This window comes from Methylobacterium sp. J-068 (genome assembly GCF_022829445.1).
GTDB lineage: Bacteria > Pseudomonadota > Alphaproteobacteria > Rhizobiales > Beijerinckiaceae > Methylobacterium.
This window is the reverse complement of the sequence record NZ_JAKSXY010000040.1, coordinates 57,549-72,037: the sequence shown is the minus strand read 5'-3', so window position 1 is coordinate 72,037 and position 14,489 is coordinate 57,549. Positions and strand designations below refer to the sequence as shown.

Annotated in this window: 16 protein-coding genes and 1 tRNA gene; 9 read left to right on the top strand and 8 right to left on the bottom strand. The window is 73.1% G+C overall.

Features of this window, described 5'->3' with window-relative positions; all coding sequences use genetic code 11:
- Positions 1 to 258: 258 nt before the first annotated feature.
- A tRNA-Met gene (locus MKK54_RS03410) sits at positions 259 to 335 on the top strand.
- A gap of 318 nt (positions 336 to 653) precedes the next feature.
- On the opposite strand, the gene MKK54_RS03405 is transcribed toward MKK54_RS03410, so the two are convergent.
- The 4 genes from MKK54_RS03405 to madL all read right to left on the bottom strand — a co-directional run bounded on the left by MKK54_RS03405 (position 654) and on the right by madL (position 3,071).
- The gene (locus tag MKK54_RS03405) at positions 654 to 920 is read right to left on the bottom strand and encodes a hypothetical protein (RefSeq protein WP_244009145.1); all 267 of its coding nucleotides are present in this window, start codon (positions 918 to 920) and stop codon (positions 654 to 656) included.
- 198 nt (positions 921 to 1,118) lie between these two features.
- On the bottom strand, positions 1,119 to 1,805 hold the full coding sequence (locus MKK54_RS03400; RefSeq protein ID WP_244009143.1) for a GntR family transcriptional regulator: 687 nt from the start codon (positions 1,803 to 1,805) through the stop codon (positions 1,119 to 1,121).
- Between the two features lie 35 nt (positions 1,806 to 1,840).
- A complete protein-coding gene (gene madM / locus MKK54_RS03395) occupies positions 1,841 to 2,605 on the bottom strand; it encodes a malonate transporter subunit MadM (RefSeq protein ID WP_244009141.1) in 765 nt (254 codons plus the stop codon).
- A 4-nt stretch (positions 2,606 to 2,609) separates the two neighbouring features.
- Positions 2,610 to 3,071, bottom strand: coding sequence for a malonate transporter subunit MadL (gene madL / locus MKK54_RS03390; RefSeq protein WP_244009140.1), 462 nt, complete (start codon positions 3,069 to 3,071; stop codon positions 2,610 to 2,612).
- Positions 3,072 to 3,302: 231 nt separating this feature from the next.
- On the opposite strand from madL, the gene mdcA reads away from it, so the two are divergent.
- From mdcA to MKK54_RS03350, 8 genes are read left to right on the top strand one after another with little or no spacing between them, the layout of a single operon-like run.
- Complete coding sequence (mdcA, locus tag MKK54_RS03385) at positions 3,303 to 4,946, top strand: malonate decarboxylase subunit alpha (RefSeq protein WP_244009138.1); 1,644 nt, start codon at positions 3,303 to 3,305, stop codon at positions 4,944 to 4,946.
- Between the two features lie 13 nt (positions 4,947 to 4,959).
- Complete coding sequence (gene mdcC, locus MKK54_RS03380) at positions 4,960 to 5,271, top strand: malonate decarboxylase acyl carrier protein (protein ID WP_244009137.1); 312 nt, start codon at positions 4,960 to 4,962, stop codon at positions 5,269 to 5,271.
- Positions 5,271 to 6,203 (top strand): biotin-independent malonate decarboxylase subunit beta, encoded by a 933-nt coding sequence (locus tag MKK54_RS03375; RefSeq protein WP_244009136.1) that lies wholly within the window; start codon positions 5,271 to 5,273, stop codon positions 6,201 to 6,203. The genes mdcC and MKK54_RS03375 overlap by 1 nt, the downstream gene beginning before the upstream one ends.
- A complete protein-coding gene (mdcE, locus tag MKK54_RS03370) occupies positions 6,193 to 6,948 on the top strand; it encodes a biotin-independent malonate decarboxylase subunit gamma (protein ID WP_244009135.1) in 756 nt (251 codons plus the stop codon). The genes MKK54_RS03375 and mdcE overlap by 11 nt, the downstream gene beginning before the upstream one ends.
- Positions 6,941 to 7,615, top strand: coding sequence for a malonate decarboxylase holo-[acyl-carrier-protein] synthase (mdcG, locus tag MKK54_RS03365; RefSeq protein ID WP_244009134.1), 675 nt, complete (start codon positions 6,941 to 6,943; stop codon positions 7,613 to 7,615). The genes mdcE and mdcG overlap by 8 nt, the downstream gene beginning before the upstream one ends.
- 9 nt (positions 7,616 to 7,624) lie before the next feature.
- On the top strand, positions 7,625 to 8,476 hold the full coding sequence (gene mdcB / locus MKK54_RS03360; RefSeq protein ID WP_244009133.1) for a triphosphoribosyl-dephospho-CoA synthase MdcB: 852 nt from the start codon (positions 7,625 to 7,627) through the stop codon (positions 8,474 to 8,476).
- A gap of 13 nt (positions 8,477 to 8,489) precedes the next feature.
- Complete coding sequence (locus MKK54_RS03355) at positions 8,490 to 9,410, top strand: acyltransferase domain-containing protein (protein ID WP_244009132.1); 921 nt, start codon at positions 8,490 to 8,492, stop codon at positions 9,408 to 9,410.
- Between the two features lie 26 nt (positions 9,411 to 9,436).
- On the top strand, positions 9,437 to 10,441 hold the full coding sequence (locus tag MKK54_RS03350; protein WP_244009130.1) for an aldo/keto reductase: 1,005 nt from the start codon (positions 9,437 to 9,439) through the stop codon (positions 10,439 to 10,441).
- Between the two features lie 37 nt (positions 10,442 to 10,478).
- On the opposite strand, the gene denD is transcribed toward MKK54_RS03350, so the two are convergent.
- From denD to ltnD, 4 genes are read right to left on the bottom strand one after another with little or no spacing between them, the layout of a single operon-like run.
- Positions 10,479 to 11,438, bottom strand: a complete 960-nt coding sequence (gene denD / locus MKK54_RS03345) for a D-erythronate dehydrogenase (RefSeq protein ID WP_244009128.1) — start codon at positions 11,436 to 11,438, stop codon at positions 10,479 to 10,481.
- Positions 11,439 to 11,470: 32 nt separating this feature from the next.
- Positions 11,471 to 12,745 (bottom strand): 3-oxo-tetronate kinase, encoded by a 1,275-nt coding sequence (gene otnK / locus MKK54_RS03340; RefSeq protein ID WP_244009127.1) that lies wholly within the window; start codon positions 12,743 to 12,745, stop codon positions 11,471 to 11,473.
- Complete coding sequence (gene otnI, locus MKK54_RS03335; protein ID WP_244009125.1) at positions 12,742 to 13,539, bottom strand: 2-oxo-tetronate isomerase; 798 nt, start codon at positions 13,537 to 13,539, stop codon at positions 12,742 to 12,744. The genes otnK and otnI overlap by 4 nt, the downstream gene beginning before the upstream one ends.
- 14 nt (positions 13,540 to 13,553) lie before the next feature.
- On the bottom strand, positions 13,554 to 14,471 hold the full coding sequence (ltnD, locus tag MKK54_RS03330; RefSeq protein WP_244009123.1) for an L-threonate dehydrogenase: 918 nt from the start codon (positions 14,469 to 14,471) through the stop codon (positions 13,554 to 13,556).
- Between the last annotated feature and the right edge of the window lie 18 nt (positions 14,472 to 14,489).

The window sequence follows — 14,489 nt, the reverse complement described above, 5'->3', positions numbered from 1 at the left end:
ACCGCCTGGTCGCGCGCCACGATCGCGGGCACCCGCCGCAGCGGACGCGGCGCGATGGCGGCGCCCTGGCTGGAGACCCTGACGACCCTCGACCCGCAAGGGCCCCTGGACGAGGTGGTGGCCGAGCACGCCAGCACCGCTGCCGTTAAACGCACCAGCGCCCATGGTACTGTGTCTCAAGACACGGGAGAGTCGGTCGCCGCCAGACCTGCACAGGACAAGACAAACAACACACTCCCTCAAACGATCAAACGGTGGCGCGGGGTGGAGCAGCCCGGTAGCTCGTCAGGCTCATAACCTGAAGGTCACAGGTTCAAATCCTGTCCCCGCAACCAAATACATCAACCACACGACCCGCCTCGCCAACGCGAGGCGGGTCGTGGGCGTTCAAGCCTCACGAGCCCGTCAGGCCCAGCATCCCCCGGGCCTGCGCCGGCGTCGCCACCCGGCGCCCGTGCCGTCTCACCGTCGCCGCCGCGAGACGCCCCTGGTCCGCCTAGGTCCGCCTGTTCGCGGGCGTGGAGGTCTTCCGGGTCGCGATCCTGTTCGGGATGACGCTGACCGACCCGCTCGCGCGCTGACCCCCCCCGCCGCACACGAAAACGGCGGGGCTCGCGCCCCGCCGCCGTCATCAGATCGGACCGTCCCCGGCCTCAGTAGGCCGGGCCGCCCGAGGTGGCGCCGTAATTGGCGACCGGCTTGTCGTTCTGGTCGGCATTGCCTTCCTTGGCCGAATTGTCCGTGCGGCGGCTGATCGAGCCGGTGGTCACGTCGTCGAAAGCGCCGACGACGCGGCTGCCATGTGCGGTCGCGGCGGGGACGCCGGCCGGAGCCTTGTCGCTCTGCGCGAGGGCGGACGAGGCGGGGGCGCCGAGGGTGAGGACCAGGGCGGCGACGGCGGAAGCAAGACGGGTGTTCATGACAGAAGCATCCAGATGGACAGATCCGGTCTCCGTCAAACATTCCGGGATCGGGTCCAGGATGTCCGGGGGCCGTTCTTCTTGGTACGATCTCGATATAGGCTCAACTGCATCGGGACGGCGTGCGTTTCGACACGCGACGCATGCTCTCGGTGCAGTTCTCGCGACGAGTCTGACTCGTCTCATGCGCACGCTGCATCACGCGTCCGAGTGAGCATCGATGTAGTGGCGTAGCGCGCTCGCCGCGTTGAGCATGTGGGCACGCATGCGCCGGGCCGCCGCCTCGCCGTCCCCTTCCGCGATCGCCGCCAGGATGGCGCCGTGCTCCGCGCGCGAATTCACGATGCGGTCGCCCTGGCGCAGCTGGGTCCGGCGGAACCCCGAGAGGCGGGTGCGCAGCGCCAGTGCCTGCTCCTTGAGGAAGGCGTTGTGCGTCGCTTCGTAGAGGGCCTCGTGGAAGCTGCGGTTGAGGGCGTCGTAGGCATCGAAATCGCCCGTCGTGACCATGTCGCCGGAGCGCGCGTGCAGGTCCATCAGGTGGCTGCGCTCGAGCGGCGTCATCCGGTAGGTGGCGAGCCGCACGCACATCGCCTCGAATTCGGCGGTGGTCTCGAACATGTCCATGATCCGCTCCGGGGTCATGCGCGTGACCACGACGCCCCGGCGCGGGCGCAATTCCACCAGCCCGTTGAAGGCGAGCTGGCGCAGCGCCTCGCGCACGGGGGTGCGCGAGGCGCCGAAGCGGTCGGCGAGGTCCTGCTCGTCGAGGGCGGTGCCGGCGGCGAGGCGGCCGGCAGCGATCTCGTCGGTGAGCGCGTTGCGGATCTGGTCCGAGAGGAGCCCGCGCTCCGCCACCTGCTCGTCCATCGCGCCCTCGTCCACCATCCGCCCTCCCCGCATGACGCGCGACACCCCGCCCGTCATCCCACGATGGCCCGAACCGTGAGGTAGAACAGCGACGGACCGACGAGACAGCCGATTCCGGTGTGGAAGGTCGCCGTCAGGGCGCCGTAGGGCACCAGCTTCGGGTCGGTGGCGGCCAGCCCCCCCGCCACCCCGCTCACGGTGCCCATCAGCCCGCCGAAGGCCATGGCCGAGCGCGGATTGTCGAGGCCGATCAGCCTGGCGACGAGGGGCGTGCCGACCATGACCATCACGGCCTTGGTCACGCCGGTGGCGATGGAGAGCGCCATCACGGCCGAATCGGCGCCGAGGGCCGCTCCCGTCACCGGCCCGACGATGTAGGTGACGGCGCCCGCCCCGATCGTCGTGATGCTCACCGCGTCGGTGTAGCCGAAGGCGACCGCCGTCAGCGCGCCGACGATGAAGGGGATCACGGTGCCGAGCGCCAGGGCCAGCACGCCGAGCAGGCCGGCGCGGCGCGCCTCCACCACGTCGACCTCGAAGGCGGTGGCCACGATGGCGAAGTCGCGCAGCATCGCCCCGCCCATCAGGCCGATGCCGGCGAAGACCGGCAGGTCGGCCACCCCCTTCTTGCCGCCCGTGTAGAGGCCCGCGACATAGGCGAGCACCAGCCCGAGTACGATGGCGATGGCCGAGCCGTGGACCCGGCCGGCGGTGAGCCGCTTGCCGAGGAAATTCGAGATCAGCATCAGCCCGCCGACCACCGCGAAGGCGGCGACCAGGCTCTGCTCCACGAAGACGTGTTCGATCATGTGCAGCATGGGATCAGACCTTCTCCGCCGGGCGCGGTCGTGCCGATGAGGGGGCCGCCGGATCGCCGCCGCCGATCACCGCGCCGCCCTGGCGGACCTGTCCGCTCTGCGTGGGCTCGTCCCGGCGCCCGAAGCGGCCGAGCAGGGCCACGCAGGCGAAGCACAGGAGGAGCGACACGGTGGCGGCGATGAGCACGATGGGCCCGCCGCGCACCGCCGCCACCACGTTCTGCTGCGCCGCCATGGCGACCACGATGGGGATGTACATGGTCGACCAGAACTCGACCCCGAGCTTGACCCCGTGCCCGAGCTTGCCCCGCGCGACGAGCCAGGACCGGGCGGCGATGAGCAGGATCATGGCGAGGCCGACCCCGCCGACATTGGCCTTCACCCCGAGGGCGACCCCGAGCAGGTCGCCGAGGAACACACCGATCAGGGTGCAGAGCGCGAGCAGCGCGACGCCGAAGATGGTCATCGGGCGCCCTCCCGAATCGTGTGGGGCGGGGGCGTCGTTCGGAATGCACGAGGCATGGGGCGTTCCTCCGGGGTATCCTGTGATTCGTTTTTGATTGGCTTCAGTATACCGATGATTGACATGGAAGCAATTTGGAATACTGATTGGCGACAAGATCGGCGTTCGGCATGTCGTGGGACGCGGATCGCGCCGTGCCGTATACGCGGGGCGTGACGAGGGAGCGGCAGGGCGATGGATTGGCATCAGGAACGCACCGCCCGCGAGGCGCGCCTGGAACGGGCGCGGCCTCACGCGGACGGCAAGATCGTCCCGGCGGCGCGGGTGGTCGACCTGCTGGAGGCGATCCTCCAGCCGGGCGACCGGGTCTGCCTGGAGGGCGACAACCAGAAGCAGGCGGATTGCCTGGCCCGGGGCCTGTCGGCCTGCGACCCGTCGCGCGTCCACGACCTGCACATGGTGCAGTCGGGCATCGTGCTGCCCGAGCACCTCGACATCTTCGAGCAGGGCATCGCCAGGCGGCTCGACTACTCGTATTCCGGGCCCCAGGGCGGGCGCATCGCCCGGATGCTCTATGGCGGCCAGATCGAGCTCGGGGCGGTGCACACCTACCTCGAACTCTTCGCGCGCTACTTCGTCGACCTGACGCCGAACGTGGCCCTGATCGCGGGCGTCTCGGCCGACCGGGACGGCAACCTCTATACGGGGCCGAACACCGAGGACACGCCCACCGTGGTGGAGGCGACCGCCTTCAAGAACGGCGTGGTGGTGGCCCAGGTGAACGAGGTCGTCGACCGGGTGCCCCGCGTCGACATCCCGGGCGACCGGATCGACTTCGTGGTCGAGGCCGATCGGCCGTTCTACGTCGAGCCGCTCTTCACCCGCGATCCCGCAGCGGTGACCGAGACCCAGATCCTGATGGCCATGATGGCGATCAAGGGCATCTACGCCGAGTACGGCATCCGCCGCCTCAACCACGGCATCGGCTTCGGCACGGCGGCGATCGAGTTGCTGCTGCCGACCTATGCCGAGCGCCTCGGGCTGAAGGGCCGAATCGCGACCCACTGGGCCCTCAACCCGCATCCGAGCCTGATCCCCGCCATCGAATCCGGCTGGGTGAAGCAGATTCACTGCTTCGGTTCGGAAGTGGGGATGGACCGCTACATCCGCGCCCGGCCGGACGTGTTCTTCACGGGCTCGGACGGGTCCCTGCGCTCCAACCGCGCCTTCTGCCAGACGGCGGGGCTCTATGCCTGCGACCTCTTCATCGGCTCGACGCTGCAGATCGACCTCCAGGGGCATTCCTCCACCGTCACCACCAACCGCGTGGCGGGTTTCGGCGGCGCGCCGAACATGGGCTCGGACCCGCACGGACGGCGCCACCCGTCCGACACCTGGATGAAGGCCGGCCGCGAGGCCGGCGGCACGGGCGACCCGGCGCTGCGGCGCGGGCGAAAACTCGTGGTTCAGCTCGTCGAGACCTTCGGCGACAAGCTGGTCCCGACCTTCGTGGAGCGGCTCGACGCCCTCGAACTCGCCCGCAAGCTCGACCTCGAACTCGCCCCCGTGATGGTCTACGCCGACGACGTGACCCACATCGTCACCGAGGAGGGCATCGCCAACCTGCTGCTGTGCCGGACGCTCGACGAGCGCGAGCAGGCGATCCGGGGGGTGGCCGGCTATACCGATGTGGGCCGGGGCCGCGACCATGCCGAGGTCGAGCGCCTGCGCGCCCGGGGCGTCATCCGCCGCCCGGAGGATCTCGGCATCGAGCCCCTCGACGCCGACCGCTCGCTGCTCGCGGCGCGCTCGATCAAGGACCTCGTGCACTGGTCGGGCGGACTCTACGAGCCGCCGGCCAAGTTCCGGAACTGGTGAGGAATTTCGCGTCATGGAGAAGCTGAGCTTCCGCCACGCCACCCGGACGGCGCTCCCCGGCACCCGGGCGAGCGCGATCACCGGCGTCGTCGCCTCGGGCAACCTCGAAGTGCTGCTGGAGCGCAACCTCGCGCCCGATGCGTGCCACGTCGAGATCGACACCGCGATCAACGGCTACGGCGAGGTCTGGGCCGCCGTGGTGGCGGATTTCGTGGCCCGCCGGCAGCCCGGCGGCCTCACCATCACCATCAACGACGGGGGCGCCCGCCCCGACACCGTGTCCCTGCGTCTGGCCCAGGGCGCGCGCCTGATGGAGGCACCGTGATGGACTGGAAGCCCGTCGCCCTCTCGACCGCCCCCCTCGACCAGAGCTGGTACGAGGCCAGCGCCCGCGCCCGCCTCGCCGGCCTCCTCGACGCGGACACGTTCGAGGAGTTCATCGGCCCCGCGCAGCGGATGATGAGCCCGCACCTGCCGCTGTTCGAGCTGCCGCGTGCCTTCGACGACGGCATGATCGTCGGGCGCGGCCGGCTCGACGGCCGGGATGTGCTGGTCGCCGCCCAGGAGGGTCGCTTCATGGGCGGCGCCTTCGGCGAGATCCACGGCGCCAAGCTCGTCGGCCTGCTGCGGGCCGCGCTCGCGGTGAAGCCCGCCGCCTTGCTGATCCTGTTCGACACCGGCGGGGTCCGCCTGCAGGAGGCCAATGCGGGCGAGACCGCCATCGCGGAGATCATGCGGGCGATCGCGGTCACGCGCGCCGCCGGCATCCCGGTCATCGGCCTCATCGGGGGGCGGGCCGGCTGCTACGGCGGCGGCGGGCTCATCGCCGGCACCTGCGCGCACCTCGTCATCTCCGAGGGCGGGCGCCTCAGCGTCTCCGGCCCGGAGGTGATCGAGACCAACCGGGGCGCGGAGGAGTTCGATTCCCGCGACCGGGCGCTGGTCTGGCGCACCATGGGCGGCAAGCACCGGCGCCTCATCGGGGCCGCCGACGCCTTCGTGGACGACACGATCGGGGCGTTCCGCGCCGCCGCCCTGGCGGCGATCCCGACGGCTCCCACCTTCGACCTCGCCAGCCTGGAGGCCGAGCAGGCCCGGCTGGAGGCCCGGCTGGCGCGCTTCGGCGATGCCCAGGACGCCACCGAGATCTGGGGCCGCCTCGGCGTGAACGACCCCGCCGCCGTGCCGGGCCTGACCACCGAGGCCTTCGACACCCTGCTCGACAGCCTGCCGGAGCGCCCGCACCATGCCCGATGAGACGACGCCTTCCGCGCGCCTTGCCGCGATTCTCGCCGCGCTGTTCCCGGACGGTCACGCCGTCGCGGTGGCGGACGGCCTCGTCACGGGCGACGGCCCGTTCGGCGAGGGGCGCCTCGCCGTCATCGGCATCGACAGCGACACCGCCCTCGGGATCGAGGGCGCCTGCCTTCTCGCGGGCCGCGTCCTCGACGTGGCGCGGGCCGGCGGCGGCACGCCGATCCTGGTCCTGGTCGATTCCGACAGCCAGCGCATGAGCCGGCGCGACGAGTTGCTCGGCCTCAACGAGTACCTCGCCCACCTCGCCAAGGCGCTGCTGCTCGCCGACGCGCAGGGACACCCGACCATCGGCCTGCTCTACGGCCACAGCGCGGCCGGGGCCTTCATCGCCACGGCGCTCGCCACGCGGGTGCTCGCGGCCCTGCCCGGCGCGCATCCGAGCGTGATGGACCTGCCCTCGGTGGCCCGCGTCACCAAGCTGCCCCTGGAGAAGCTGGAGGCGATGGCCCGCTCGACCTCGGTCTTCGCGCCCGGCCTCGACAACATGGTCCGGACCGGCGCCGTGCAGGTGACCCTCGACCCCGCCAAGCCCCTCGGGGCCCAGGTCGCGGCCCTGATCGCGGAGGCTCCGACCTCGGACACCCGCGACGCGCTCGGCCGCGAGCGGGGCGGGCGCCCGCTGGCCCACGACATCGCCGCCCGGGTGATGCGCGAGGCAGAGGGGCGGGTGGTGCGGGGTGTGTGATCCGGGCCTGGCGCGCCACGACCTCCTCACCGTGGCCCCCGCCGCCTGGGCGGCGCTGCTGGCGGAGCGACCCGACCTCGACGGGGTGCCCCATCTCGCGGAATGGGCGCAGCGCGGCTGGCCGGTCATCGTCCGGCGGCGGGTGCCGGGCGAGGACGCGACCCTGCTCGCCGCCGGCCTGCCCCTGCCGCCCGCGCTCGGCAAGCGCCGCATCGGCCTCGCCTTCGCGCCCGGTGCGGTCGTGCCGCGTCCCGGTCTGACCTTAAGCGACGCGCGCGACGCGGCGCCCCCGTCCTGGCACCCGACCCTCGACGCGCTGATCGCGCACGGGGCGGCCCACGGCCGCGCGCCGCGCGTGTTCGGGGGCCTGCTCTGGCAGGCGCTGACCGGCCTGCCCTACCTCTCCGCGACGTCCGACCTCGATCTTCTCTGGCCTGGCGCCGTCGACCGGGCCTTCCTCGAAGGGCTCGCCCGCATCGACGCCCATGCGCCCCTGCGCCTCGACGGCGAGATCCTCCTCGCCGACGGTTTCGGGGTGAACTGGCGCGAGTTGCACGCGGCCGGGCCGGGCGACACGGTCCTCGCCAAGGGCCTGGAGCGGCTGGAGCTTCGGCCGGTGGCGGCCCTGCTCGCCGCCTCGCCCGCCGCCCTGCCCCCGGCGGCCTGAGCGATGCCGATGTCCTCCGCTCTACCGATCCCGCGCCCCGCGCGAGCCCCGGACCTGCCGGAGCGGATCGCCCGCCTCGCGACCGCATGCCTGCGCCGGGAACTCGCCACCTACCCCAAGCCCGGACTCGTCAGCCACGTCGACAGCGGCAGCCACGCGGACATGGACGCCGACACCTTCCGGGCCAGCGCCGACGCCCTTGAGCCCTATTTCGCGGACCTCGCCGAGGCCGGCGCAATGGGGGCCGGGATGGCGCGCCTGCGCCGGATCGGCCTCGCGGCGGAGGCGGCGATGCGGGCGGCCACCGGGGGCGTGAACACCCACCGGGGCGCCATCTTCGGCCTCGGTCTCCTGAGCGCCGCGGCCGGCGCCCTCGGGCCGCGCCCGGCGGCCGGGAGCCTCGGCGCCCATGTGCGCGCGCGCCACGCGGACGGCATCCTCGACGGTCCCGAACTCCTGCACGCGCCGGGCGCGCGGGCGCGGCGGCGCCACGGGATCGGCGGCGCGCCGGCCGAGGCGGCGGCCGGGTTTCCGACCCTCTACGGCACCGGCCTGCCCGCCCTGCGCCGGGCCCGCGCCCTGCGCCCCGAGGCGCCCGAGGCCGCGCGGGTCGAGGCCTGTCTCGCCCTGATCGCCTCTCTGGAGGACACCAACCTGCTGCATCGCGGCGGCCCGGAGGGGTTCGCCTTCGCGCGGCGCGCGGCGGCGGATTTCCTGAGCCGGGGCGGGATCGCCCGGGACGACTGGTTCGCGCGCGCGGAGGACCTGCACCGGGCCTTCGTCGCCCGGCGCCTCAGCCCCGGCGGGGCGGCCGACCTCCTCGCCATGACGCTGTTCGTCGATGCGTGGGAGTCTCCATGACCCGGAGCGTCGCGTGACCCTGGCGATCCTGCTCTCGGGCCAGGGGGGGCAGCACCCCGGCATGTTCGCCCTCACCGCCGATCGTCCGGAGGCGGAAGGCGTCTTCGCGGCGGCGGCTCCGCTGCTCGGCCATGACCCGCGCGACTTCGTGCGCTCGGGCGCGGACCTGCACGCCAACCGCACCGGGCAGATCCTGTGCTGCGTCGCCGGGCTCAGTGCCTGGACGCTGGTGCGGGCGGCGAACCCGGCGCGCTGCGTGGTGGTCGGCTACAGCATCGGCGATCTCGCGGCCTTCGGCTGCGCCGGCCTGTTCGCGCCCGAGACCGTGCTAGGCCTCGCCGCCACCCGCGCCGAGGCGATGGATGCGGCGGCCGGCCCCGGCTACGGCCTCGCGGGCCTGCGCGGCCTGCCCGCCGGGCGCCTCTTCGCCCTGGCGGGGGAGCATGCGTGCCAGCCGGCGATCCGCAACGCCGCCGACAGCGTGGTGGTCGGCGGCCGGGTCGAGGCCCTCGACGCCCTCTGCGCGGCGGCGCTCGCGGCGGGCGCCGCGCGGGCGTTACGCCTGCCCGTCCACATCCCTTCGCACACGCCGCTGCTGTCGGAAGCCTCGGCCCGGTTCGCCGAGCGGCTGGCCGAGGCGCCCCTGACGCCCCCGCCGCGCCCGGCCCCGCGCCTCCTCAGTGGCCTCGACGGGGCGGCGGTGTTCCGCCCGGAGGCCGGTCTCGCCAAGCTCGCCGCGCAGGTCTCGCGGACCCTCGACTGGGCGGCCTGCCTGGAGGGCGTCGGTGAGTTCGGCGCCACCCGCGTGCTAGAACTCGGCCCCGGCCACGCGCTGGCCACCATGGCGCGCGCCGCCCTGCCCGACGCGGCGGTTCATGCCCTGGAGGACTTTCGGAGTGCCTCCGGTCTGGTGCAATGGATACGTGGGGCCTGAGCGCCCCGGATGGAGAAGCACGCCCGATGCAGTACCGCAGTCTCGGCCGCTCCGGCCTCAAGGTCTCCCCGCTCTGCCTCGGCACGATGATGTTCGGCGGCCCCACCGACGAGGCCACCGCCGGCCGCATCATCGACAGCGCGCGCGGGGCCGGGATCAACTTCCTCGACACCGCCGACGTCTACAACGAGGGCCGCTCCGAGGAGGTGGTGGGCCGGGCGATCCGGGGCGACCGCGAGGCCTGGGTGCTCGCCACCAAGGTCGCCAACCCGATGGGCCAGGGTCCCAACGACCGGGGCCTGTCGCGCGCCCACGTGCTGCGCGCCGCCGAGGCCAGCCTCCGGCGGCTCGGCACCGACGTCATCGACATCTACTACCTCCACAAGGAGGACCACACCACGCCGTTGGCCGAGACCATCGGCGCCATCGCGCTGCTCGTGCGCCAGGGCAAGATCCGCTACTTCGGCGTCTCGAACTACCGCGCCTGGCGCGTGGCCGAGATCTGCCGGCTCTGCGACGATCTCGGCATCGACCGGCCGGTGGTGAGCCAGCCCTACTACAACGCCCTGAACCGCATGCCCGAGACCGAGCACCTGCCGGCCTGCGGCCATTACGGCCTCGGCGTGGTGCCCTACTCGCCCCTCGCCCGCGGCGTCCTCACGGCCAAGTACGATCCCGACGCCCCCGCCCCCGAGGGCACCCGCGCGGGCCGCCAGGACACCCGCATGATGCAGACGGAGTGGCGCCCGGAATCCCTGAGGATCGCCCGCACCTTCCAGGCCCACGCCGCCGCGCGCGGCCTCACGGCGGGCCAGTTCGCGGTGAACTGGGTGCTGGCCAACCGGCTGATCACCTCGGTCATCGCCGGGCCGCGCACGGAGGCGCAGTGGGACGAGTATCTCGGCGCGCTCGGCTACGATTTCACGCCCGAGGACGAGGCGCTCGTCGACGCCCACATCGTCACCGGCCACCCCTCGACGCCGGGCTACAACGACCCGGCCTACCCGATCGAGGGCCGGGTGCGGGGGTGAAGGCCCACCTTCGCGAGGCGCGCCCGCTCCGGTCGGCTCAAGCTCGCGTCTCGGCGATGTGCAGTTCCACCAGCGCGTCGAAGCTGGCGTCGCCCTTGAAGCCCAGTTCGAGGGCGCGCCGCGTGTCGAACGCCTCCGGCCAGGTCTCCACGATGGCCTGGATCGCGGGGTCCGGCTCGCGCCGGATCAGCGCCACGGCCCCGTCGCCGGCGACCCGGCGCAGGGCCTCGATCTCGTCGGCCACCGTCGCCGACAGGCCCGGCATGGTGAGGTTGCGGCGCAAGCCCAGGGGCGCGAGGTCGATGCGGGCGGCGTGCAGGAGGTACTCCGTGGCCGAAAGCGGGCTGGCGAACCAGTGGCGCACGGTGTCGGGCACCGGCAGGATCGCCTCCTGACCGCTGAGAGGCTCGCGGATGATGCCGGAGAAGAAGCCCGAGGCCGCCTTGTTCGGCTTGCCCGGCCGCACGCAGATGGTGGGCAGCCGCAGGCCGATGCCGTCGAGGAAGCCGCGCCGCGTGTAGTCGGCGAGCAGCAACTCGCCCATGGCCTTCTGCGTGCCGTAGGAGGTGGCCGGCGTCAGGATCATGTCGTCGGGGATGATTCCGGGCAGCGGCGGCCCGAACACGGCCAGCGACGAGGTGAAGACGACGCGGGGCCGGTAGCCCTCCGCGACGTGGGCTTGCCGGATCGCGTCGAAGAGCAGCCGCGTGGCGTCGAGGTTGACCCGGTAGCCTTTCTCCAGGTCGGCCTCCGCCTCGCCCGAGACGATGGCGGCGAGGTGGAAGATCACGTCCGGCCGGCCGATGAGCGCGGCCTCGGCCGCGCCGGGGACCGAGAGGTCGGCGCTCGCGGTGACGAGGGAGCCGGTGAAGCCCGCCGGGGTGGCGGGTTCGACCACGTCCACCAGGGTGAGGGCGCGGGCGTCGCCCGAAGCGGTGAGGGCGTCGGCGAGGCGCCGGCCGATCATGCCGGCGGCGCCGAGGATCAGAGCGTGCATGGGTCGTCCTTTCCCGGAGGGTCGAAAGAGGCTCAGCGCATCAGGTCGAGGGCGCGGGGGAAGAAGTCGCGGCCGCCGAAATTGCCGGACTTGAGGGCGAGCAGCATCGCCTCGCCCTGCCCCAGGGTGCGCAGGACCGGCACGCCGGCCGCGATCTCGGGGCCGAGGCGGAAGGCCTTCAGCCCGAGCCGGTCGACCACCGCGCCGGAGGTCTCGCCGCCCGCGACCACGAGGCGGCGCACGCCGCGTGACACCAGGCCCTCCGCGATGCGGGCGAGCGCACCCTCGAGGGCGTGGCCGACCCGGTCGCCGCCGTGGCGCGCCTGGAGCGCCCGCACGGTCTCGGGCTCCGCGCTGCTGGCGATGAGGACGGGGCCGGCGCCGATGTGCTGCCCGGCCCAGGCGAGGGCGTCCTCGATCTCGGCCTCGCCGTCGAGCACGCGCTCGGGGTCGAGCCGCCGCACAGGCATCAGGGCTTGCGCCGCCGCGATCTGGCCGAGCGTCGCCTGCGAGCAGCTGCCGGCGAGGCAGGCGGCGAGGCCGCCCACCGGCGCGCCGAGATCCGATGCGTCGTCCGGCGCGCCGGCCCGCCCGGCCGCCACCAGGGCGCGGGCGAGGCCGAGGCCGAGGCCCGAGGCGCCGACGGAGACGCGATGACGGAGCGCGGCCGCCCCGAGGGTCTCGAGGTCGGCCTCCGCGATGGCATCCGCGACGCCCGCGCCCGCGCCCTCGGCGGCGAGCGCCGCGAGCCGGGCCGCGACGGCCTCCGGCCCCCGCGTCACCGTCGCGAAATCCACGAGCCCGACGCCCGCCGCGCTCTGGCGGGCGAGCACCCGCACGAGGTTGGCGTCCCGCATCGGGTTGAGGGGATGGTCCTTCAGCGGGCTCTCGTCGAGGGGCAGCGCGCCGACGAAGAGGTTGCCCTGGTAGACCGTGCGGCCGGTCTCCGGAAAGGCGGGGGTGACGAGGGCGATGGCCTCGCCGGCGTCGCCGCGCAGGGCGTCCAGGACGGGGCCGATATTGCCCCGGTCCGTCGAGTCGAAGGTCGAGCAGATCTTGAACAGCACGTGGGCGGCGCCCTGCCGGCGCAGCCAGGCATCGGCCGCGCGCGAGCGCTCAACGGCCTCGGCGGCCGGAATCGAGCGGCTCTTCAGGGCCACCACCACGGCATCGACGTCGGTGAGGGCGAGGTCGTCGGCCGGGATGCCGATGGTCTGCACCGTGCGCAGGCCCGCCCGGGTGAGCGTGTTGGCGAGGTCCGAGGCGCCGGTATAATCGTCGGCCACCGATCCGAGGGCGAGGCTCATCGCGTGGTCTCCCGCACCTGGGATGCGCGATAGGGTTCGAACCAGCTCAAGCCCGCCTCCGTGCCGGCGGCCGGGTTGTACTCGCAGCCGACGAAGCCCCGGTAGCCGAGGCGGTCGAGTTCGGCGAAGAGGAAGGCGTCGTTCATCTCGCCGGTGCCGGGCTCGTGCCGCGCGGGCACGCTCGCGGTCTGGACGTGCCCGACCATCGGCATCAGCGCCCGCAGGCGCGTGGTCACGTCCCCGTGCAGGATTTGGGCATGGTAGAGGTCGAACTGGAGCTTCAGGTTCGGCAGGGCCAATTCCCGGATCAGGCGCGCCGCCGCGTCGAAGTCGGCGAGGAAATAGCCCGGCATGTTGCGGGCGTTGATCGGCTCCAGCACGAGGTCGAGCCCCGCGCGGCCCACGCGCTCGGCCGCCCAGGCGACGGCGCGGCGATAGGCGGCCTGCGCCTCCGGGTCGTTCGCGTCCGCCATGCCGGCCATGAGGTGGAGCCGGGCCACGCCGGTGGCCTTGGCGTAGGCGAGGCCGGTCTCGACGCCGGCCTGCACTTCTTCGAAGCGCGCGGGCAGGGCCGCGAGGCCGCGGTCGCCGGCCGCCCAGTCGCCCGGCGGCAGGTTGAACAGGGCCTGGGTCAGGCCGTGCCGCTCCAGGCGCTCGGCGATGGCCTCCGCCGGATGCTCGTAGGGGAACAGGAACTCGACCGCGGTGAAGCCGGCCTCCGCCGCGGCCGCGAAGCGGTCGAGGAAGGGGCGTTCCGTGAACATCAGGGTGAGGTTGGCGGCAAAGCGCGGCATGGGCTCGTCTCCCTTCAGACGTTCGCGGAGGGCAAGGTGACGCCGGCCACCTGGGCGTAGAGGCGGGCTACCGAGGCGTCGTCGTCCCCGCCCATGCCGGAGCCGGACGCCATCAGGAACATCTGCAGGGCGGCGGCGGCGACCGGCACGGGGTATTTCTCGGCACGGGCCATGTCCTGCACGATGCCGAGATCCTTGACGAAGATGTCGACCGCGCTCTTCGGGCTGTAATCGCCCTCGAGCACGTGCGGCATGCGGTTCTCGAACATCCAGGAATTGCCCGCGGACGCCGTGATGACCTCGTAGACTTTGCGCAGGTCGAGCCCCTGCTTGGCGGCAAAGCTCATCGCCTCGCTGGCGGCGGCGATGTGGACGCCTGCCAGGAGCTGGTTGATCATCTTGAAGGCGGCGCCCTGCCCGGCGGCGTCGCCAAGTTCGTAGAGCTTGCCCGCCATGGCCTCCAGGGCCGGCCGGGCCGCGTCGAAGGCCGCCTTCGTGCCGGAGGCCAGGAAGGTGAGTTCGCCCGTGGCGGCGCGGGCCGCACCCCCGCTCATCGGCGCGTCGAGGTAGTGCCGGCCGGTCTCCTCCAGGCGCGCGGCGAGGCGCCGGGCGATGGCCGGGTCCATGGTGGCGGAGGAGACGAACACCGCGCCCGCGCGCATGGTCGCGGCGGCCCCGTCCGGGCCGAATAGCACGGCCTCGGTCTGGGCGGCGTTGACGACGACGCAGACCACCACGTCGGCGCCCTCCGCCGCGCGCGCCGGGCTCGTTGCCGCCTGGCCCCCGCTCGCCGCGAAGCGCGCGACGGCCTCCGCGTTCACGTCGCAGGCGGCTACCGAGAAACCGGCCCGGAGGAGGGAACCGGCCATGCCGGCGCCCATGGAGCCGAGGCCGATCACGGCCGCGCGCGGGGTCGAGGTGTGGGTGCTCATCGGGGGGACCTGTCGGAA